The following is a 20493-nucleotide window of genomic DNA, read 5'->3' as shown; positions in this document are numbered from 1 at the left end:
AACATCGATGCTATTCTCATGACTTCTTGCCCGGAGAAGACGGTGTCTGGGTGTTCTGAACGCCGGACATGGCAAAGCCCCGTCCTGAACTTCGGAACGGGGCTTATATTCATGAGCTGTTCTTATCCCGGTATTCCTGCGGCGTGATGCCGTAATACTTCTTGAAGATCTTGATGAAATACTGCGGATTCTGGTAACCGAGGCTCGCTGTAATCTCATAGATACGGTCCGACGTGTTCTTCAGCAGATAGGCCGCCTTCTCCATCCGGTACCGGTACAGATAGTCGCTGATGCTCTCCCCGGTCTCCACCTTGTATACGCGCGAGAGATAGGAGGGGTGGAGATAGACGTGATCGGCCAGCGTCTGCACCGATACATCCCGGTCCATATGCCGCTCGATATACTCATGTATCTGTTGGACGACGGACGAGCGATTGTGGACGGTCTCCTTGTTCATCTCCTGCTGCAGCAGCCGGAATGCCCGGCCGCTCCACTCCTGCAGCTGGCGAATGGTCTGGAACGGCCCGGCGCCGACCAGCCGCTCGTAATCGGCAGGCGCCATCAGGTCATGCAGCCGCCGTCCGTTCTTGTGCATAATATAGCTGAACGACCCCGCCAGCTCGAAGAACACCTCCAGGATATGCTCCTGCGAATCGCCCCAGCGCCGGCTCAGTTCCTCGAAGATGACCGCCATCTTGTCCTCGATCTTCTCGAAGCGTCCCGCCTCGAACAGCTGCCGGAAGGTCGGCGGATCGTACAGGCTTTCGATCGATTCGATCGGCAGGCCGTCCGATTTGCTCTCGATCGTCAGGAAGAACTCGCGTTCATCGCCTACGCGTTGCCGAAAGCTATACAGCGCCTCCTGGTACAGCGGACCGATGCTCGCCGGAAACACCCCCCAGCTGCTGGCGAGAATCGAGATGCTCCCCTTCAAATATTCCTTCACACTGAGCTGCAGCTCTTCCGCAAGCGCCTCGAACCGCAGCGCTTCCTGCTGCCTATCATCGCCAGACCTGCGCTTGACCAGGAAAACCAGATAGTCATGCGGATCCTTGCAGTGCCAGAGCGCATATCGCTGCCCGAATACTTCTTCCGCCATATTGCGGACGGCAAATTCAAACAGGGCGACGCTCTGCTCGTCGTAATCGGCGAACTCGTCCTCGAGCCGGATCATCAGCATCGCCACCTCGTCGCCCACCTCGAAGTCCAGCTCATACCGCCTCACCTGTTCCACAATTGCGCGCGCCGAGACGCTCCGCTTCTGCAGGAGATCGAGCAGCAGATTCTCGCGCAGCCGCGGCAGATTGGCCCGCAGCGTCATCAGCGCCCGCTGATGCAGCGAATCGCTCTCCCGCTCCTGCGTCCATTCCTTGATGACCCGCTCCATCACCTCGATGATCTCTTCATTGCCTGCCGGCTTAAGCAGATATTCCGAGGTCTGGGCCAGGATCGCCTGTCTGGCGTATTCAAATTCGGCAAAGCCCGAGAGCACGATGCATTTGGTCTGCGGCCACCGCGCGCGAATCGCGGCGACCAGCTCCAAGCCCGTCATGCCTGGCATCTTGATGTCGGTAATGACGATATCGGCCGGCTTCTCTTCCATCGCCTCGAGCGCCATGGTCCCGGAGTATGCTCCCCTGACCTCCGTCACCGACAGACTCTTCCAATCTATCGTCCCCTGCATATCTTCTACGATATGCTTGTGGTCGTCTACGATCAACAGGTTAATCATCCGCTCCCGCTCCTCTCTCTTCGCCCGCTTCGTCCGTCCAGCGCAACGTCATGATACAGCCGCCCGAGGCGGAGGAGGCGATGTCGAGCCCCGCCCCCTTGCCGAACTGGTGCACCAGCCGCTGGTTGACATTCCACAAGCCGCAGCCCATCTCTTCGCCCAGTGGCGCTTGCAGCGTCCGCTGCAGATGCATCAATTGTACGGGACCTATGCCTGCGCCATTGTCCTCGACAACGATGCGATGCTCGCCGCCAGCACTCACGCCATAGATATATACCTCTCCTTTGCCCGACTCCATCGGTTCGATGCCATGGACGACCGCATTTTCCACGATCGGCTGGATCAGCAGCCTGGGGATCTGCACGTCCAGCATGCGCTCCGGCACCTCGATCCGGAAGGTAAAGCGCTGCATCTGCATCTGCTGGATCGTCAGATAGTTGCCGATCAGCGCCAATTCCTCCCGGATTGTCGTCGTTTGCGTCTCTACTCGGGTCGTATACCGGTAATATTTGCTCAGATTGAGCGCCATCTCCACTACCGGCTCCGTCTTGCCCAGTTGGGCCATGCTCTTGATAAAGGCGAAGCAATTGTAGAGGAAATGGGGATTGATCTGCGATTGCAGCTGCTTGAGCGTCGCCTCCTGCGTCCGCATCGTCGCTTGGTAGACCTGCTCGAACAGCTCCTGGATCTGCTCTGCCATCTCATTGAAGCGGTTGAACAGAAAGTCGAACTCGCCGCTGCTCCTGCGCCGGTCGATCCGTACCGAGTAGTCCCCCATCTTGAGCCGCTGCACACTGCGGATCAGCTGGACGATCGGCACCTGGACATTCCGGTACAGCAGATAGGCGGCCACGATGCCGAAGATGACCAGCAAGCCGGCCGCGCCGTAGAACGTATACCGGCTGACCGTGATAGGCAGCAGAATCTCTTGCACCGGCAAATAGTCGATCAGATGCCAGCCCAGCGAGTCGCTTCGTACATAATTGACGAGATAATCCTCTCCCTCCAGGGTGATCATCCGGCTGCCGGTGTCGCCCAGCGTATCCGGCCGCAGCTGATAGATGACTTCCGGGATGAGCTCCTTGTTCACCGACCGGTTCGTGATCGGCATATAATCGGGATGGTAAAAGAACGGATCCCCCTTGCCGCCCCGCTTGAAGTGATCCAGCATCGTCACGATATTATCCTCCGTAAAGCCGACCTCCACGATCAGACTGGCCTGGGCAATATCGTTTACGGCCGATTTGGGAAGCACCTGATGCTTCACAAACGTATAGCGTTCGCCGCCGGCGACGTACAGATCATTGGGGCGATACACCCATTCGGTAGATATATTTTCTTGTCCGAACTTTTCTTCATATCGGAGAGAAGCCAGCGTCGTCACACCTGTATTGAGGCGGGGCGAGAATACCGTCAGCTGGTTGGACCAGCTCCCCAGCGCATTGTGCGTCCACAGCTTCTCCAGTATCCATTGCTTTACTTCCACCATTTGGTAAGCGCTATCATAATTCATTTCCTGAAATCTTCTTACTGCACTGTCTGTGCTTAGCGAGACGGCGAACAGATTGAGATGCTGCACATTTGTCTCTACCTGACTCTGGAAAAACGCCAATTGCTTGAGGCTCGAGGCGTTGATCTCCTCGCTGACAACCCGCTCGCTGGTCCGGTTGGAGTAGAGGAACAATAACAAAATTGGTGTCATGAGCACGATGATCGTCAATAAAATTTTGCGGAATATGTTCATCTGAAGCTTCAACCGGTCCACCTCCGAAAGTAACTAAAAGTGCATCAAAGTACGAAGAATGCCATGTATCCCTTTTCAAAGGCCGAGTAAAATGACAATATCACAACTTTCACGAAAGCGAGGCCTGTACTTTGGAATTAAACACGACGTCCATCGCTTCTGTCAAGCAAAAGCCAAAGCGGCGGCGCTCCGGTCTGCTGCTTCAGCTGTACAAAAACCGGTTTTTGTATCTGCTTGGCTTGCCGGGTATTCTTTTCTTCATCCTCTTCAAATATGTGCCGATGGGCGGCATCATCATCGCCTTTCAGAACTATAGCCCGATAAGGGGTTTCCTGGACAGCGAATTTGTCGGCTTCGCGCATTTTGTAAGATTGTTCAACGAACCGGATTTTTGGATGATCTTTCGCAACACGCTTTTGCTTAGTGCGCTCGGCATAATCTTCCTGTTCCCTGCACCGATCCTGCTGGCACTGATTCTTAATGAGGTTCGGTCGCAGAAATACAAACGCACGGTACAGACGATCATCTATTTGCCGCATTTTATCTCGTGGGTCGTTATCGCGAGTCTGACCTTCGTCTTCCTCTCCACCGAGGTCGGACTGGTCAATAAGTTTCTCGTCTTCTTGGGAGCGGAGAAGGTGCGCTTCCTGATGGCGGAGAACTACTTCTACCCGATCATCCTGCTCCAGGGACTGTGGAAGGATGTCGGCTGGAACACGATCATCTACCTGGCGGCGATCGCCGGCGTCAATCCTGCCCTCTATGAAGCGGCAGAGATCGATGGCGCGGGCAAGTTCTCCAAGATTTGGAATGTGACTATCCCCTCGATCATTCCAACAGTCATTATCCTGTTTATTCTCGGCCTGGGCAACATTCTGGAAGTGAATTTTGAGCAGCTATGGCTGATGCAGAACCCTCTCGTGCTAAATGTTGCGGAAGTGTTCGACACTTACGTGTACAAGGTGGGGATCCAGGGAGGTCAGTTCAGCTACAGTACGGCTGTAGGGATATTCAAATCCTTCGTTGGCCTGATCCTTATACTGGGCGCTAACTCTTGGGTACGAAAGAAAGGATATGAAGGCATATGGTAAGAAACGATTACTTGTACCGCTTCAGTATCAACACCTTCTTGTTTCTCGTGGCGGCAGCGATGCTCTTCCCGCTCGTCTACGTGCTTGCGGTATCGTTCACCGCCCCCGAAGTGTATGTTCCGAACCAATTGATCTTGTGGCCGAAACAATGGTCGCTTGATGCGTACCAGTACATTCTGTCCGGCAGCGCGGTGATCAACGCGCTCAAATCAACCTTGTTCATCACCGCTGTCGGTACGCCGCTGGCACTGATCCTAAGCAGCTCTTTTGCGTACATGCTGTCCAAAAACCATCTGCCTGGGCGCAATGTTATCCTGCTGCTCGTCCTGTTCACCATGCTGTTCAGTCCGGGGATGATCCCCAACTACTTGCTGGTTCGCCAGCTCGGACTGATCGACAGCCTGTGGGCCTTGATCCTGCCGACCCTTACGAATGCCTGGTCCTTGCTCGTCTTGAAGAGCTTCTATCAGTCCATCCCATCTGAGCTTGAGGACTCGGCCAAAATCGACGGGTGCAATGACATGCAGACATACTTCCGCATCATCTTGCCGCTGTCCAAAGCGCCGCTGGCCGCCTTCACCCTGTTCTTCGCGGTCAATTACTGGAACGTCTACTTCTCCGCCCTGCTGTACCTGAGGGATGCAACCAAGTGGACGCTTCAAGTGATCCTGCAGCAGGTCGTACTGGCGTCCAACGCTTCACAGTTTGTCGACAGCGCTGTAGCTTCGCAGATGGACAATATCGTTCAGATGCCGCCGGAGACGGTAAAGATGGCGACGATCATCATCGTTGTCGCACCGATCCTTATGGTCTATCCGTTCCTGCAGAAGTATTTTGCAAAAGGGGTCCTGATCGGATCCGTCAAGGGATGATTTTAGAGAGAGTATTCTCTAGAATATATATTACAGCCAAATTAGGAGGGTACAACAAATGATCCAAAAGAAAAAAGGGATCCGCGCAACATTGGCGCTTCTGCTCAGCTTTACTATGATTGCCACAGCTTGCAGCAGCAATACCAACAGCCCGGCCACCAATACGCCGAGCACGCCGCCAGCCAACTCGGGCGAACAGAACACGCCGTCTGACGAGCCGCTTGAGCCGATCGAGATCAGCTGGATGCATATGGCATGGGGTACACCGCCTACCGGCAATGATGAAGTGATCAAGAAGATCCAGGAAGACACGAACAGCGTGCTTCAATTCGAGTGGGTACCCAACAACGGCTATGAAGAACGAACCAATGTGGCTCTGACCACGGGGGATGTCACAGATGTCATCCAGGTCGAGACTGGCTCGGCACAGATGTATACCTCCGTCGTCCATCAGGCGATCCAGGAAGGCCTGTTCCATGATCTGACGCCTTATCTGGGTACACCTGAGCTGCGCGAGCAATACCCGAACCTGAACCGTTATCCGGAGAGCACGTGGGAAAATATTCATTACCAAGGCAAGATCTATGGCATTCCGCGTCACTCCAGTCCGCCTGTATGGGACGGTATCACGATCCGCAAGGACATCCTGGATGAGCTTGGCATGGAACCGCCGACGAACATCGAAGAGTTCACGGCCTTCATCAAGGCTGCCAGCAACCCGCCGGAGATGTACGGCTATGCGCTCAAGGACGTCAATACCATATTTGCCAATGCGTTCACAGGCGTTCAGAACTGGTCTCCGGATGAGGAAGGCAACTTCGTATACCAGAACTTTATGCCCGAGTACAAGGATTACCTGAACTGGCTGAAGGAGCTCTACGACGAGCGTGTCCTGCATCCGGAATTCCCGGTCGTTGAAGGCACGGTGCAAGCGATGTTCCGTCGCCAAGGCACCTTTGCCGCAGTCGCCTCCAACATCCACCAATTGACGATCCCAAGCTTCCTGCAGCAATTGCGTGATGTCGTGCCTACGGCCGACGCGCTGACACTGCTGCCGCTGGAAGGTCCTAAAGGCTATGTGACCAATATGACAACCGGCTTCTGGACGAACCTGATGATCAGCTCCAAGGTCGCTGAGGAGGATATCCCGCGCATCCTGTCCGTGATCGATTATATGACCTCCGAGGAATATATGGTTCATCTGACGAAGGAAGGCATCGAAGGGATCCATCATGAAGTCGTTGATGGCAAGCCTGTGGTCAATGATACCTACAAAAACGAAGCGATCGAAGGCTATGGCTGGCCAGGCGACTTCTACAACGGCATGATGAACGCGCAGCTCAATGACGCCGAGCCAGACCGTCTGGCGCATCTGGAGCAAGTCTATGAACGTTCCAATGAAGTATCGACCTACTCCAATCCTGCCTCCAACCTCTACTCGCCGACACTTGGTTCGAGATGGGGCGACCTGACGCGTACATTGGAAGATATGAAAGTCAAATACGTGATGGGTCAGATTACGGAAGCGGACTGGGACAAATACGTCGAGGGCATTATGAACTCCGCAGACTATCAAAAAATTCTGGAAGAGCTGAAGGCGGCTTTTCTGGAAAATCAATAATCTAGGTTGAAAGGCCATAAGCTGTGGTTGGAGCAGCAAGCTACGATTGGAGCTGCCCGCAGCGGCCCTTTCTGCCGCTAAGTGTAAAAATGGGGCAGCCCCTCAGTCATCGCAGTTGACTGAGGGGCTGCCCTTTTCTTCCCTTAGAGCGCGGGAGTTGGCGATTCGCCGTGCTGTAAGGCACTTTTCTTCCCTTAGAGCGTGGAAGTTGGCGATTCGCCGTGCTGTAAGGCACTTTTCTTCCCTTAGAGCGTGGGAGTTGGCGATTCGCCGTGCTGCAAGGCACTTTTCTTCCCTTAGAGCGCGGGAGTCCGCCGTCCGCCGTGCTGCAAGGCACTTTTCTTCCCTTAGAGCGCCGGAGTCGGCGATTCGCCGTGCTGCAAGGCACTTTTCTTCCCTTAGAGCGCGGGAGTCCGCCGTCCGCCGTGCTGCAAGGCACTTTTCTTCCCTTAGAGCGCGGGAGTCGGCGATTCGCCGTGCTGCAAGGCACTTTTCTTCCCTTAGAGCGTGGGAGTTGGCGATTCGCCGTGCTGTAAGGCACTTTTCTTCCCTTAGAGCGCGGGAGTCCGCCGTCCGCCGTGCTGCAAGGCACTTTTCTTCCCTTAGAGCGCCGGGATCAGCGATTCGCCGTGCTGCAAGGCACTTTTCTTCCCTTAGAGCGCCGGAGTCGGCGATTCGCCGTGCTGCAACGCACTTTTCTTCCCTTAGAGCGCGGGAGTCGGCGATTCGCCGTGCTGCAAGGCACTTTTTCTGCTGGCCTGGATGCTTCGCCAAGATCTAACGTTTATCTTGTCGAGGCTGTCTCGTCAGATCTCCAGCGACTCAGGTACGAGCTGCGCGGTCAACCCGCCGTCGACGACCAATCGCGTGCCAGTAATATTCCTCGCCTGCCTGCCGGCAAGAAACGCGGCAGCATGCGCTACATCCTCGTATTCCGCCTCTGCGCCCAACGGGATATTGGCTCGGCGGCTGTCCACGTCCGCGTCGCTGATCGCATCCCATCGAGTCGTCCGCACATAACCCGGGATGACCGCGTTGACCCGGATGCCATGACCGGCAAGATCCAGCGCCATCGCTTTGGTCAAGGCATCGACTGCGCCCTTGCTGGCGACGTAAGGACTGCGGGACCGGATCGCATCGGTCGCGGCGGTGGATCCGATATGGATGATCGCGCCGCCGCCCCCCGCCTTCATCCAGTTGGCCGCATGCTGCGAGACCAGGAACATTCCGTTCACATTAACATCGAGAACCTGTTTCCAATCCGCATAGCGCCCCGTCAAAAAATCAAACCCTACTGCCTGCAGACAGGCATTATTGATCAGCACATCCAGTCTCTCGTAGCTGCCCATAAGACGCTCGAACAATCGGCCGACCGCCGCCTCATCCGTAATATCCGCCGCACCTTCGACAGCACGCTCGCCATGGACAGCACGGAGCCTGGCCACCGCCTGGGCCACCTGATCTGATGCTCTGTCATTGACGACCACCGTCGCCCCCCTGGCCAGGAAGAAATCCGCCAAGGCATACCCGGTATGCCGGGCAGCTCCCGTGATCATAATCAGCCGCTCTTCAAACGCCATCCTCGTACACTCCCTTCAAGATTAGAAATAAGGAACGGCCTCGGGCGGACGGATCGCCGTAAGCTCTCCTGTATAGTGGCGCAGCTGCACCGGCTTCCACGGATAGCGCCGAGCCTCTTCCTCATCAATGGTGATGCCGATGCCGGGTTTGTCCGGGATCCGGAGGCAACCGTCTTCCAATATAAGCGACTCGTCAGTCAACCCGCTGCGCCAGGGCACATCGGTCAGCATAATCTCCAAAATGTAAAAGTTCGGTACACAGGCAGCCAGCTGGAGCGTGGCGGCATTGGCGACAGGTCCGCTCGGGTTGTGCGGAGCAAAGGGGATGTGGTAGCTCTCTGCCATCGCGGCGATCTTCTTGCATTCCATGATCCCGCCGGCATGACTGACATCCGGCTGGATGAAGTCTACCGCTTCGCGTGCGAGCAGATCCCTGAACTCAAACTTGGAATACAGACGCTCACCTGCCGCAATCGCGATGCGGCTGCGTTCCTTGACCTGGCCCAGCCCCTCCATATAATCGGGAGCAATCGGCTCTTCGAAAAAGAGCGGCTTGAACGGTTCGAGCTCGCGCGCGACCTGTACGGCGGTCGGGATATTGAAGCGGCCGTGCCCCTCGATCAACAGATCCACCTCGCTGCCTACAGCTTCCCTGACAGCGCCGATGCATTGCAGCGCTTTGTCCAGCTCCGCATTGGTGAGCGTCAGATAGGCTTTGCCGAACGGATCCCATTTGAGCGCACGGATGCCCCGCTCACACGCCTGCACAGCTTGCCTGGCAAACTCCTCCGGCTTGCTCGCATTGGCAAACCAGCCATTGGCATAGATCTTGATACGATCGCGGCACTTCCCGCCCAGCAGACGATAGACCGGCACCCCGAGAGACTTGCCGTTAATATCCCACAGACAGGTCTCGACCGCGCTCAGTGCCGACATGAACACCGGGCCTCCCCGGAAATAACGGTCTCTGTAAATCCTCGCATAATGAGCCTCGATGTCCAGCGGGTTCTGACCGATCAGATAGGGCTTGATATCCTCGATTGCGCCCAGCAAGGCCTGTTCGTTGTATTCCAGCGTAGCCTCTCCCACTCCGGTAATGCCTTCATCCGTATGGATCTGGACAAATGTCCAATTCGTGCGATAAGCGTAGACGATCAGCGTGGTGACATCTGTAATTTTCATAAAGCACCTCTCCCCCAGTATTTGTTAGTTCAAAATATATATTATATACATTTTTAAGTCAATGTATATATTTAAACAAACCCATGCTATAGTAGTAAATATAGCAGCCTGGAAACGGGAAGAAGGAGCGAGTCGTCCAACATGGATCGGATTAATCAAACGGAGCTGAATACGACCACCTATGCCAGAGTGTGCGAAATGCTGCGCAAAGATATCGTGAGCGGCTACTATGAACCAGGCGCAAGACTGCGGATCAAAACCCTCGTGGAGCGGTATCAGGTGAGCCAGATGCCGGTAAGGGAAGCGCTGCAGCAGCTGCAGGGCGAAGGCCTGATCATGATGAATCCGCAAAAAGGCGCGCAGGTCCGAATGATCGACAAGCAGTTCATTGGCCATATGTACGATATCCGCATCGCTCTGGAAGCGATGCTCGTTCGCGGCGCCATCCCTCAACTGACCGACCGCAAGCACGAAGAGTTGTGCGTCACCCAAGAGCGCTACGAAGCCTCTTTTGCAGCCAAGGACTATGCGGGGGTGCTGCAGTGGAATCAGCGCCTTCACCAAGGCATCAACGAGCTGTGCGGGAACAGGGAGGCGACGGCCATCATCGACCGCCATTGGCGATTGATCGACATTATGTATCAGCATTATGGCGCCAGCGCGTCGCGGATCGAAACGGCTATCGAGGAGCACCGTGCCTTGCTGGAGGCGATGAAGCAGCGCGATGTGGAACGCGCGGTTAAGATCACGGCGCAGCACGGGACACACGCAAAGCAGGCCCTTCTGGACAGTATGGAAACCCGTCCATTGTCTCCCTAACGCCAGTATGCACAAGGGGCTGTCCTTAAGACGCAACATAAAAAGGCTGAACGGAAAACGCAACGTTTTCCGTTCAGCCTTTTTGTATGCTTGATTGCTACGCAACAGTCGGCTTTCGCTGACCTGCTGTACCTTGTTCTGTTGCTGCCTTTCTATCCTTCAAGGTCGGGCAGCGTTCCGATCACCGCACGCTCCGCCTTCGTCAGCTTGGCCCAGACCAGCCGGTACGACTCCAGCAGCATCGTGAGGATCACGTTATCCGGCACTTGTCCGTCCAACAGAACCGTGTTCCAATGCTTCTTGTTCATATGATAACCGGGGATCACCGCTCCGGGATACGTCTCGCGCTGCAGCCAGGCTTCCTCCGGATCCGTCTTGAGGTTGACCCGCTCCACCCCCTCCTGCTCATAGAAGAGGGCGAACATCTTGCTGCCGACGAACAGCACCGGTGCATCGGGATAGAAAGGATAGCGCTGCGTCGTTCCCGGCCATGCCAGAGCCTGCGCGGTTAACTGTGCCGTCTTCATGCGAACTCCTCCGGATTCTCGCCCATCCGCGCCACCCGGATGACAGCCAGATAATCGCTCAGCTCCTCCCGAGACACCCCCATCGCCTCCAGATACAGATCGGTCAGACGGGTCTTCAGCTGAACCATCTCGTCGTGGTCCGGCGCCGCCGCCGAATAAGGTGTGTATTGCATCAGGTAGACGCTGCGGGCAATATCATAGCGGCGGTCGCCGCGGCATACGTTCAGGAAATCGATCACGACAGGCCCGTCCTGCGTGAGCAGGATATTGCCCGGATGCAGATCGCCATGACAGAGCGTGTCGCCAACCCCTAGCTGCTCCAGCAAGCGGAGCGCCCGCTCCCGCTCGGCCCTGCTCGCGACGGAATCCTCTCCGATCCCCCAACGCAGGAAATCCTTATAATAGGGCACACCGGAGACAGGCTGCTCCTGCAACGCCTTATGCACATCAGCGAGATAAGCCGCACAGCCTGTCAGATCGCCTGTCCGAAGCGCCCAAGCCTGCAGCGATTCGCCATCGACGCGATCATAGACGATGCCTTGACGGCCCTCCACCACGATCTTCTCATGGACCTTGGGCTTGGCAAAGTTCAGTTCCCGGATCGCCTTCGCATTGTCATACTCCCTAGCCACCGCATCCTCGGGGTATCCGGCACGGTACAGCTTCAGCACTTGGTCCGTCTTCCACGCATAGACCGTGGCGGTGTTGCCTTCTCCGATAATCTGCTTGTCGTCCATATGGCATCCTCCTCTAGGAAGGAGGCGCGGCACCAGGCCGCGCACTTCCTCGGTTATTTGGATCCTTTGATCGCCGCGAGCGGCTTGCACTTGGCCACGACGGCCGCCAGCCCCGCTCCAGTCACGCTGTCGATGATCTCATCCACGTTCTTGTAGGCTTGCGGGGATTCGTCGAGGATACTCTCCAGCGAATGGTGATTGACTACCACTTCCTCCGGGGTGCCGACCTTCATCGCCCCGGCGAACTCCTCTACCGTGACGAGCCGCCTGGTCGCGGACCGCGAGCGGATCCGCCCGGCGCCGTGACAGATCGAGTAGAAATTGTCTGCTCCTCCCGGCTGTCCCACCATCAGATACGACGCCGTCCCCATGGAGCCCGGGATGAGCGCCGGATGACCGGTGCTCCGGTAAGGCTTCGGATTGTCCGGATGACCCGCAGGCAGCGAGCGGGTCGTCCCTTTGCGGTGGACGAAGACCTCGCCGTACGTTTCATGATGCTCGCTCCAGGCATAATTGTGCATCAGATCGTAGAGTGTCGGGAGCTCGCAGCGGGTACCGAACACCTCGCGGAACGCCTCCCGGATCGCATACGCGATCAGATGCCGGTTCACCACAGCATAGTTGAGCGCGGAGTACATCAGATGGACATAACGCTGCGCTTCCGGATGATCCAGCGGGGCGAACAGCAGCTTCGGATCCGCCGTCCCCAGGCCCAGCTCGCGCATCGCCCGGCCGAAGCCGGCCACGCTGCTCTGGCTAACGGCGCCGCCCCAGGCTCGCGAGCCCGAGTGGATCATCACGACGATCTGACCGTCGAACAGTCCCCAGGCTTCTGCGATCTCCCGCTGGTCGTCTGCCAGCTCGATCGCCTGGATCTCGGCGAAGTGATTGCCGCCGCCCAGCGTGCCGAGCTGCCGGTGCGACCGGTGCCAGGTGTTATCTGGGATATCGTCCAGCACACGCTCGTCGAAAGTGAAGCGGCTGCTCTCCACATGGGAGAGCGCGGTCGATTTGCGCGGCGTGTAGCTGTCCGGCAGATATTTGCCCGGTAGGCCATGCAGACCTTTGCGGACGATATGCTCCAGACGGATATCCGAGAAGTGGCCGCGCTGATGGGCCTCCATCGGCAGATGGCGTTCGATCTTGCGGACCAGCTTCCGGCGGAGCTCCACGTCCTGCAAGTCGTGCTTGTGCAAAGGGGTCAGATGGACACGCATGCCGCAGCCGATGTCGCTGCCGACAATAGATGGCGATACATAACCGCCCTCCATCTGCCACACGGCTGTCGTGCCGATGCACGTGCCCACACCGACATGTACATCTGGAGTATAGCTCATATAGCGGATATTCGGAATATGCAGATTGTTATCCGCCATCTCCAGCACCTTGTAATCCAGCGAGGCCATTTGCTGCTCATCAGCATAGACATGCAGACGTCCGCCCGGCAGCGTCACCTCATGTTTATAACGGGTCTCTTCACCCGATTGGTTGTGTTGTGTACTCATAAGGGTAAACTTTCCTCTCTAGTCCTTGAGATTAAATGTCGTTAGAAAACGCAAAAAGAGCCATGGCTCAAAAGTCCATGGCTCTGCTCTGGCTGGCAGAATAAAACGGCCGGCGACGGGGTCCCCGTCAACCTGGATGTGCCGTTTCGCTCCGCCGGCGACGCGCCTTAGCCGCGCATCATGTTGTCCGGTGGAGACCGATGGAATCGAGTGGTTCGTATGCGATTGGCGAGATATTGGTAGTCGTTGTAATAATCGTCATGACCCATCGGCCTCCCTCACTAAATATTGCTCCAATCATAAAGCGTCCCTGCTTGTGCTGTCAACCCTTTTCTTGGAAAACCTAGTTTTGAATGAAGATCATGATCTCTTCCGCACGCACGATAACCTCGCCGTCTACCGAAGCTTCACCCTTGCCCATAACGAATCCTCTCTTGGTCTTGGTCACTTCGTAGTACAGGTCGATCCGGTCGCCAGCGACGGCCTGGCCCAGCCACTGAACACCGTTCAGCGAGGAAAGGAAGCCAATCCCGCCTTCGCCCTTGATCGAGGTAAAGGCTCCCAGCTGTGCTAATGCTTCTATAATCATAACCCCCGGCATCGCCTGCGCAGGCGGGGTCATATACCATTCGTTTTGCGAGACATTTTTGTATCCCTTCACCCATCGCCCGGGCTCGACCTCCAGGATACCATCGACCATGAGAAATGGATAGCGGTGCGGCAAGGTGAAACGGCTGTCGCCGTCTTTTGGCGGCGCAGTTAGTTTCATTCCGGAGAAATACAAGCCAAGTAGATAGGAGAATCAAATACTTTCTAGTATTTTAAAATAGTCGAGATGGTCGTCATGGCAAGCCCTCCTTGTGTTTTGTGTTAATGCGGATTCTCCACATACACTGTATCGTATCTCCCATTATCATAAATTAACGCATTCAATTGCATCCCGTACGCACAACCGCCATCGATACCAATCTTGCCTACGCCATACCAGACGTCACAGGCATCGTGCAGTTCAACTGTCCGGGTATGCCCGAACACCACTAATTTATCCGCAGCGGGGAGAGAGCGGTGGAATTCATCCCTAATGTACATAAAATCATGTGCCGGCTGCTCGCGCCAGTCCAAGTAGCGCGGATTGATACCTGCGTGAACATAAATGTGGTGCTCGTCTTCGTAATACAATGGTAAAGAGTCAAGAAACGCAATGTGATGATTAAAATGATTGTTTATGTATGCTCTTGCCTGATCCAGTGCATCTTCATCGATCTCATCAGGTGACAAGCCGCAATAACTTTGCAAAGTTTGGACTCCGCCGTAGGCTAGAAATTTGTCGTAAATTGACCTATCTTCGCATCGGCTCAGATCGACCAACCGTTGATCATGATTGCCCCTGAGGGCAACGGCCTGGTGCTCCTGCACCAACCGCATGACGAGATCCACCGTCTCTTTGCTGTGCGGCCCGCGATCGACATAATCGCCTAACAGGATCAATCGGTCTGCTCCAGGTCCATAGTTTACTTGCTCCAACAATGTCTGGAAGGGCTGCAAACAGCCATGAATATCGCTGATCATAATGGTCCGATTCACGCCATCACCTCACTTAACCATACTCAACCGACATCTCTCCGACAAATACCGCCGTACCCGTGATGGATACCGTCATTTCGTCGTCATTTTTGTAGATTATCACACTGAACCTGCCATCCTTACCAATCTCTTGCCCCTGTTCGATGATGCAGGTTAGGTGATCGGCCTCCGGTATGATATACGACAAATAGTGAGCGCCCATCATGCCCGTCGCATGCCCGTCGCATGCCCGGCTTCATTTGAAGCGCGGCCTCTCCCCGCTCTCCGGCCAGTTGATAAGGGCAAAAGTACATCTGTTTCCCTTCCTTCGGCTCGGAACCCGGACCCTAAATGCAAAAGTGCATCTATTGCAATCAATTTATCCTGATTATTCCAATTTTGAACAAGTTAATTGTACTTTTGCTCTTATCCAAGGTGAATATTAGGTTATCGGCTCTTTTAGATGTACTTTTGCACTTACTACAATAGTGAGCTGGCGCTCGGATCCACCAGTCATGCAGTGGGTATTATTTTATGGGCTAGCGGTATTCAACCAAGCCATGTCCGCAGCTCGCTCAACCGGCTGATTGTATGATCCGGTGTAGCGCTCAGCCCTTCCCGCCACGGCTGATTGACCTGCATCCATACCGTCCGCATGCCCAGGCTGGCAGCCGCCTCGATGTCATTGACCGGATGATCGCCGACAAACAAGCAGGCTTGCGGACGAACCCCCAGTCGTCCGACCGCCATCTCGAAGATCTTGGGATCCGGTTTCTTGATACCCGCTTCTTCCGACACCAGGATGACATCAAAAGCTTCACGGATGCCCATCCGGTCAATCTTGCCGTGTTGGACTTCGTTTCTGCCATTGGTAATCAACCCGGTCTTGTAGCCAGACGTTCTTATCCGCTCTAGCGTCTCTCGCGCCTCCTCCATCAGGACTGCACAATCGACGTATTCCTTCATATAAAATGCCATCAGCTCCGATGCCGCAGGACGGCTCTGCCAGGGAAGCTCCTCCAGCAGCTCATCGAACAACACATACTTGTCCTTGTAGCCATCCTCATCCCGTTCGATGATGAGGTGGCACAGTTCAGTCGTATCGGTGAGATGGTCAAAATAGGTCTCCGCAAACCGCTCCGTGAAGGAACGGAACGTGCTCGTCCGGTCAAGAAGCGTGTTATCCAGGTCAAACAAAACCGCTTGGATGTCTTTCATCGTCTCCCCCTTGTATCGCAACTATAGCGAAATGACGTTCTCGAACTTCACGACGTAGGTTTCCTGATGACCAGTTTACACGCCTGCTTGGCCTCATCGATTGCTTGCTTAATGCTGTCATAGGCCGCAGCAGGAAAGGCATACGTCCATCTCCGCTCATACTCTTCCTCGCCAAGATCCTTCATTTTGGTCAGTTCCCGATGCAAGATCCTCAGCAGCCTTAAAGTCTTAACGGATGTAGCGAGCATGAGTCTGCCGCTCTCCGTCTGCTGTGTAGTGAAATTGTCGTCCATCTCATAGAGACGAAAATGGCAAACGTCCGGCGACTGTCGCGAAACGACAATCCGAATCTCGCCGGGTTCGGTCTGCAGCGTCATAGTTACTTCTTGAATGACCCCCGTTAGCATCGCGCCTTTCTCCGCCATCTCCCTGACTGCATCGGATAAAAAGGAGAGGGAATGCTCGATTTCCGTCCCATCCGGCGTTTGGAACGATATGCCCAGCCAGCCGTGCTCTTCAAGATTCAGAATGATTTGCATGTTTGCCCCCACGTTCCTTCATTAGATATCAGCAAGCTGTGTCAATGGCGGATGTAACATGTTCAGCCTGTCAGCAACCGGCAGATTATGCTCACCCTGACCGTGCCTGACAAAGATCAATTTCATTGTCTGTCTCACCCTCCTAGACTACTAACGATAGATTCGCAAGTATTGGTTGGCATTCTTTTGAAACTCATAACGGGACGAACAGATTTCATAATTCCACTGGTGGTCGCGGATCAACTGCAGGATCGCCTCCAGATGGACCGAGCGCTGTCCCTTCAGGTCGACCAAAGGGAAGATCCGGAGTTCCCGGGCCGTCCACCCGCATGAGCTCCAGCACCGTCGCCTGATGAAAAGCCAAATCCAACTGCTCCGAATACGAAAACAAAAAGTGTGCAGACAAGGTCAGCTCGAATTGACGGTCTTGAAATGGCAGCTCAGGCAGCACCACTGCTATGTATCGTGAAGGATGAGCCTTACGATCTGCCGTGTTCTCCTCCAGTGCCGACCTTCGGCTCTGTGCGAGCTGATCCACCGACTTGAAATACGACCAGCTATAACTGGCTTGCACCTTTTCCACTTGCCGGGCGCCGTAAGCCAGATCCACCAGTCCTTTCGCATAGAGCTGTTCGGCCTCGTGCGCGTAAGCGATGTCCGCTGCTGTCGCCTCGCTACCCATTCGGTTGGCGCGGGCCGTGAAGGAGCAAGCGCCGGCCGGGCAATCCAACACGCGTATCCCTTGGATCTCTTCGTGCGACAGATTGAACATCGACGCATATTCGTCATACGTGCGGCCGATGAAGATGATGCGATCCAGATCGAGCGCTTGCTTAGCTTCCGCCATAGTAACCCCCAGTGTATCAAGCTTTTTTCCAATTGTTCCTAGTATATCAAATCTTCCAGTCATCAGTGAAACAAAAAAGAGACCTGCCAGGCTGCAGCCCTTTAGGTCTCTACTATTTTATTCGTTATACTTGCGCGGCTGTCTGTCCCTGCCTCACGACGATCTGGCATGCAAAGCAGCTGCCGTCCGGGCCGGAATCCATCAACCATACATCGCCGTTCATCCGTTCCGCGAGCTGTTTGCAGATCGACAGCCCGAGACCGGCGCCGCCGTATTTACCCGATGCCTTATCATCATGAACCTGCGAGAAGGATCGGAACAGCAGCTCCCGCCGATCTTCCGGAATCCCGATACCGGTGTCTCTGACTTCGCAGTTGATAACAACGGTGTCTCCTTCGGCTGGAACAGCACGCACTGTCAGTTTGATCTGGCCTTGGGCCGTAAATTTCAACGCGTTGCCGATTAGGTTGATCAGGATCTGACGCAGCTTATTGCTGTCTCCAACCAGTTGGAGATCAGACTCGAGCTCTGCAATGAATTGCAGCCCCTTGCGCTCTGCCTCTGGCGCAAACAACGTATGGATGTACTCGACCAATTCGTTCAACCGGAACGGGTGATCAGACAGCTCGATCGTCTCGGCCTCCATCTTGGAGTAGGTCAGGATCTGATCCATCATCGAGAGCAAGCTCGAGCTGCTCGTCTCGATCACATCGACATACATCTTCTGATCCTCCTTCAGATCAGTCGATTGAAGCAGGCTTGTCATGCCGATGATGCCATTCATCGGCGTCCGGATCTCATGGCTGAGCACGGCTAGCAGATTGGCCTTCTCCTCCATCTGCTTGGCCATCTTCTCCTCGGCCATGCGAAGCTGCTGCATCGCATACTCCATCTCCAGCAGCCTTGTGAAGAAGTCTGATAAAGCGAGCAGCAGATCGACGTCCTTCTGTTCATAAGAGTAGAACTCGTGGTCAAATGCGCACAGCGAGCCGTACAGCTCTCCTTTTTCATCCCGGATCGGCACGCCGAGAAAGGAACAGCCGCCGACAAACTGAGTAGCATCCATATCCTTGGTCAACGGATGCGTCAGATTATTATCAATGACGAGCGGGCCTTGGCTATGTTCAGTCACGAGGGCACAGTATGATTCTTCGTTGGCGACGACCAGTCCTTCGCCGAGCATCATCTTGTCCCTGTTGAACGCTTTGATCACCTTAGTGTTATCCGGATCCAGATTGGCAATGCAAAATGTATTGGCAGGGATCAGACTGCTGGCTGTCTCGATCAGATGAGCTGCAGAATCATACACCTTGCGCGAAACGATCGACAGCACATCAATATAGCCTGTTTTGAGCACAACCTATGCCTCCCTTATCTTAAAACATGGCTACAGTATAGCACACCTTGTCGCTTCCTGTCTTATTGTTCACGGGCTCGTCAGATAGACAGTACCATATCCGTCCTTTCGGAGTATCGACAATCGTCGCGGCTGCGAACGGTTTACCTTTGTATTGAATCTTCAGTTTGTCGATAACATCATCATGCATAATCCCGTACATGAAAGAAGTGTACTCGCCTTCCGTCTGCCTGGAAGCAAGGTTGTTGAACGAATAGCTCACCGTCACATCCTGCAAAGGTACAGACATACCACATCAAGTGCACCATCGCCTATAACGCTGGAACGAGGTTGATCGCCGACTGTCGCGCTGTAAGGGGAGAAAGTGCGCTCGCTTGAGCGCGGCGGAGCGCCGACTGCGACGCTGTAAGGGAGAAAAGCGCCCTCCTTCCTTCGCTCCAATGCTACTTTTTAGATCTGCACCGCCAAAGCGCCCTCCTTCCTTCGCTCCAATGCTACTTTTTAGTTCTATACTCTGGCTACACCGCCGAACGAACCTCGTCCAGGCGAACCGTCTGGCCCGTCTCGCGCGAGCGGTTGGCCGCCTCGATGAAGCGGACGATCTCGACCGTCTCCCTGACCGGCACGCCTGGCTCACCCGTCTCGAACATCGCCATCACCTGCTCCAGCAGGCTGGCATAATACGGCTTCGGGTGCTCCATCAGGTCGACGAAGCGGCTCCGCTGCTCGCGGTGCACCGTGATGCCGAAGCGGCCATTGCCCGCCCGGTTGCCCCGGATCGTGCCGATCCGGCCATCCTGCCACATACCGGTAATGACGTCATGCTGCACCGTGGCTGCAGCCTGGACGCTCACACAGCCGCTCCCCAGCACCCGGTAAAGCATCTCCACGCAGTGGATGCCATACCAGAACAGCCCCGGCTGCGTCGGCTCCAACGGCAGCGGTCCCGCACAGTCAACGCCCAGGATCGGCCCTTCCTCCGTATAGGCGAGCAGATTCTCCAGTCCTTGAGCATAGCGGAGCGAAGAGCTGCTCATCACCGTCACGCCATGCTTCTCGGCGAGCCAGGCGATCTCCTCCGCATCGCTGCCCGTCACTGCGAAAGGCTTGTCGACGAACACCAGCTTGCTGTGCGGCGCGATCTCCCGGAACTGGGCCAGATGGACGCGGCCATCCACCGACTCCAGCATCACGGCATCGACCAGGCGCGCCACTTCAGCCGGGCTGTCCACGATCTCCACGCCCTCTCCGACCAGTAGCTTGGTATAGCTCTCTACCCGGGTGATACTGAGCCCGAAATCCGGGGAGCCTCCCGGATACGCCGCAACGACGCGGCCGCCGGGGATATGATACGGATGCTCGGGGTTATGCAGCATGTCAGCGAAGATCTGGACATGCGAAGTATCCAGACCGATCATGCCTATCTTCATCGTCATCTCATCCGCTCCTTTCTGGCTTCAATGGTATCATGCACTTCGCAGTCAAGTAAATCCAAGCTCGGGTACGCCAACCTGTGGTACCACCAGCGGCCAGAGAGCGCTAGTTGCGCTCCATAACCA

The 20493-nt window shown here is 55.4% G+C and carries 19 protein-coding genes and 1 pseudogene; 4 read left to right on the top strand and 16 right to left on the bottom strand.

Annotation, left to right across the window (positions count from 1 at the left end; translation table 11 throughout):
- Positions 1–109: 109 nt before the first annotated feature.
- Positions 110–1732 (bottom strand): response regulator, encoded by a 1623-nt coding sequence (locus ABC336_RS22725; protein ID WP_413240813.1) that lies wholly within the window; start codon positions 1730–1732, stop codon positions 110–112.
- Complete coding sequence (locus tag ABC336_RS22720; RefSeq protein ID WP_413240812.1) at positions 1725–3488, bottom strand: histidine kinase; 1764 nt, start codon at positions 3486–3488, stop codon at positions 1725–1727. The genes ABC336_RS22725 and ABC336_RS22720 overlap by 8 nt, the downstream gene beginning before the upstream one ends.
- A 119-nt stretch (positions 3489–3607) precedes the next feature.
- Between ABC336_RS22720 and ABC336_RS22715 the strand changes: the two genes are divergently transcribed.
- Genes ABC336_RS22715 through ABC336_RS22705 form a run of 3 tightly spaced genes read left to right on the top strand, consistent with a single transcriptional unit; the run spans position 3608 to position 7060 of the window.
- Complete coding sequence (locus tag ABC336_RS22715; RefSeq protein WP_413240811.1) at positions 3608–4567, top strand: ABC transporter permease; 960 nt, start codon at positions 3608–3610, stop codon at positions 4565–4567.
- A complete protein-coding gene (locus ABC336_RS22710; RefSeq protein WP_413240810.1) occupies positions 4561–5439 on the top strand; it encodes a carbohydrate ABC transporter permease in 879 nt (292 codons plus the stop codon). The genes ABC336_RS22715 and ABC336_RS22710 overlap by 7 nt, the downstream gene beginning before the upstream one ends.
- Positions 5440–5497: 58 nt before the next feature.
- Positions 5498–7060 carry an extracellular solute-binding protein gene (locus ABC336_RS22705; RefSeq protein WP_413240809.1) on the top strand — a complete coding sequence of 521 codons (1563 nt, stop codon included), beginning with the start codon at positions 5498–5500 and terminating at the stop codon, positions 7058–7060.
- 806 nt (positions 7061–7866) lie between these two features.
- Here ABC336_RS22705 and ABC336_RS22700 read toward each other — a convergent pair.
- Positions 7867–8640 carry an SDR family NAD(P)-dependent oxidoreductase gene (locus ABC336_RS22700; RefSeq protein WP_413240808.1) on the bottom strand — a complete coding sequence of 258 codons (774 nt, stop codon included), beginning with the start codon at positions 8638–8640 and terminating at the stop codon, positions 7867–7869.
- Positions 8641–8661: 21 nt separating this feature from the next.
- Positions 8662–9822, bottom strand: coding sequence for a galactonate dehydratase (gene dgoD / locus ABC336_RS22695; protein ID WP_413240807.1), 1161 nt, complete (start codon positions 9820–9822; stop codon positions 8662–8664).
- Between the two features lie 141 nt (positions 9823–9963).
- On the opposite strand from dgoD, the gene ABC336_RS22690 reads away from it, so the two are divergent.
- Complete coding sequence (locus ABC336_RS22690; RefSeq protein ID WP_413240806.1) at positions 9964–10641, top strand: GntR family transcriptional regulator; 678 nt, start codon at positions 9964–9966, stop codon at positions 10639–10641.
- 152 nt (positions 10642–10793) lie between these two features.
- On the opposite strand, the gene ABC336_RS22685 is transcribed toward ABC336_RS22690, so the two are convergent.
- The 12 genes and pseudogenes from ABC336_RS22685 to ABC336_RS22630 form a co-directional block, all read right to left on the bottom strand.
- Entirely contained in the window at positions 10794–11168 is a 375-nt protein-coding gene (locus ABC336_RS22685; RefSeq protein WP_413240805.1) for an MmcQ/YjbR family DNA-binding protein, read from the bottom strand.
- Positions 11165–11905 carry an aminoglycoside phosphotransferase family protein gene (locus ABC336_RS22680; RefSeq protein ID WP_413240804.1) on the bottom strand — a complete coding sequence of 247 codons (741 nt, stop codon included), beginning with the start codon at positions 11903–11905 and terminating at the stop codon, positions 11165–11167. The genes ABC336_RS22685 and ABC336_RS22680 overlap by 4 nt, the downstream gene beginning before the upstream one ends.
- 53 nt (positions 11906–11958) lie before the next feature.
- A complete protein-coding gene (locus ABC336_RS22675; protein WP_413240803.1) occupies positions 11959–13410 on the bottom strand; it encodes an RtcB family protein in 1452 nt (483 codons plus the stop codon).
- A gap of 343 nt (positions 13411–13753) precedes the next feature.
- Positions 13754–14179, bottom strand: coding sequence for a 3-hydroxyacyl-ACP dehydratase FabZ family protein (locus tag ABC336_RS22670; RefSeq protein WP_413240802.1), 426 nt, complete (start codon positions 14177–14179; stop codon positions 13754–13756).
- 101 nt (positions 14180–14280) lie between these two features.
- The gene (locus tag ABC336_RS22665; RefSeq protein WP_413240801.1) at positions 14281–14994 is read right to left on the bottom strand and encodes a metallophosphoesterase family protein; all 714 of its coding nucleotides are present in this window, start codon (positions 14992–14994) and stop codon (positions 14281–14283) included.
- A gap of 13 nt (positions 14995–15007) precedes the next feature.
- A pseudogene (locus ABC336_RS22660) lies at positions 15008–15202 on the bottom strand (isomerase); the annotation flags it as partial.
- A gap of 320 nt (positions 15203–15522) precedes the next feature.
- Positions 15523–16191 (bottom strand): HAD family hydrolase, encoded by a 669-nt coding sequence (locus tag ABC336_RS22655; RefSeq protein ID WP_413240800.1) that lies wholly within the window; start codon positions 16189–16191, stop codon positions 15523–15525.
- Positions 16192–16238: 47 nt separating this feature from the next.
- Positions 16239–16730 carry a hypothetical protein gene (locus ABC336_RS22650; RefSeq protein WP_413240799.1) on the bottom strand — a complete coding sequence of 164 codons (492 nt, stop codon included), beginning with the start codon at positions 16728–16730 and terminating at the stop codon, positions 16239–16241.
- 214 nt (positions 16731–16944) lie between these two features.
- Positions 16945–17577 (bottom strand): SAM-dependent methyltransferase, encoded by a 633-nt coding sequence (locus ABC336_RS22645; RefSeq protein WP_413240798.1) that lies wholly within the window; start codon positions 17575–17577, stop codon positions 16945–16947.
- Positions 17578–17701: 124 nt separating this feature from the next.
- Positions 17702–18934 carry a GAF domain-containing sensor histidine kinase gene (locus tag ABC336_RS22640; protein ID WP_413240797.1) on the bottom strand — a complete coding sequence of 411 codons (1233 nt, stop codon included), beginning with the start codon at positions 18932–18934 and terminating at the stop codon, positions 17702–17704.
- 19 nt (positions 18935–18953) lie between these two features.
- Positions 18954–19223: a hypothetical protein gene (locus tag ABC336_RS22635; protein WP_413240796.1), complete on the bottom strand. Its 270-nt coding sequence runs from the start codon at positions 19221–19223 to the stop codon at positions 18954–18956.
- A 229-nt stretch (positions 19224–19452) separates the two neighbouring features.
- Positions 19453–20370, bottom strand: a complete 918-nt coding sequence (locus ABC336_RS22630; protein WP_413240795.1) for a Gfo/Idh/MocA family protein — start codon at positions 20368–20370, stop codon at positions 19453–19455.
- Positions 20371–20493: the final 123 nt, after the last annotated feature.

The organism is Paenibacillus jepli (assembly GCF_047238105.1).
In the GTDB taxonomy this organism is placed as follows: Bacteria; Bacillota; Bacilli; order Paenibacillales; family Paenibacillaceae; genus Paenibacillus_D.
This window is presented reverse-complemented; position numbering and strand designations above follow the sequence as displayed.

Coding starts and splice junctions, on each gene's coding strand:
- ABC336_RS22725 (WP_413240813.1), bottom strand. CDS start 1,732: ATGATTAACCTGTTGATCGTAGACGACCACAAGCATATCGTAGAAGAT.
- ABC336_RS22710 (WP_413240810.1), top strand. CDS start 4,561: ATGGTAAGAAACGATTACTTGTACCGCTTCAGTATCAACACCTTCTTG.
- ABC336_RS22705 (WP_413240809.1), top strand. CDS start 5,498: ATGATCCAAAAGAAAAAAGGGATCCGCGCAACATTGGCGCTTCTGCTC.
- ABC336_RS22700 (WP_413240808.1), bottom strand. CDS start 8,640: ATGGCGTTTGAAGAGCGGCTGATTATGATCACGGGAGCTGCCCGGCAT.
- dgoD (WP_413240807.1), bottom strand. CDS start 9,822: ATGAAAATTACAGATGTCACCACGCTGATCGTCTACGCTTATCGCACG.
- ABC336_RS22690 (WP_413240806.1), top strand. CDS start 9,964: ATGGATCGGATTAATCAAACGGAGCTGAATACGACCACCTATGCCAGA.
- ABC336_RS22685 (WP_413240805.1), bottom strand. CDS start 11,168: ATGAAGACGGCACAGTTAACCGCGCAGGCTCTGGCATGGCCGGGAACG.
- ABC336_RS22680 (WP_413240804.1), bottom strand. CDS start 11,905: ATGGACGACAAGCAGATTATCGGAGAAGGCAACACCGCCACGGTCTAT.
- ABC336_RS22675 (WP_413240803.1), bottom strand. CDS start 13,410: ATGAGTACACAACACAACCAATCGGGTGAAGAGACCCGTTATAAACAT.
- ABC336_RS22670 (WP_413240802.1), bottom strand. CDS start 14,179: ATGAAACTAACTGCGCCGCCAAAAGACGGCGACAGCCGTTTCACCTTG.
- ABC336_RS22655 (WP_413240800.1), bottom strand. CDS start 16,191: ATGAAAGACATCCAAGCGGTTTTGTTTGACCTGGATAACACGCTTCTT.
- ABC336_RS22650 (WP_413240799.1), bottom strand. CDS start 16,730: ATGCAAATCATTCTGAATCTTGAAGAGCACGGCTGGCTGGGCATATCG.
- ABC336_RS22645 (WP_413240798.1), bottom strand. CDS start 17,577: ATGGCGGAAGCTAAGCAAGCGCTCGATCTGGATCGCATCATCTTCATC.
- ABC336_RS22635 (WP_413240796.1), bottom strand. CDS start 19,223: ATGTCTGTACCTTTGCAGGATGTGACGGTGAGCTATTCGTTCAACAAC.
- ABC336_RS22630 (WP_413240795.1), bottom strand. CDS start 20,370: ATGACGATGAAGATAGGCATGATCGGTCTGGATACTTCGCATGTCCAG.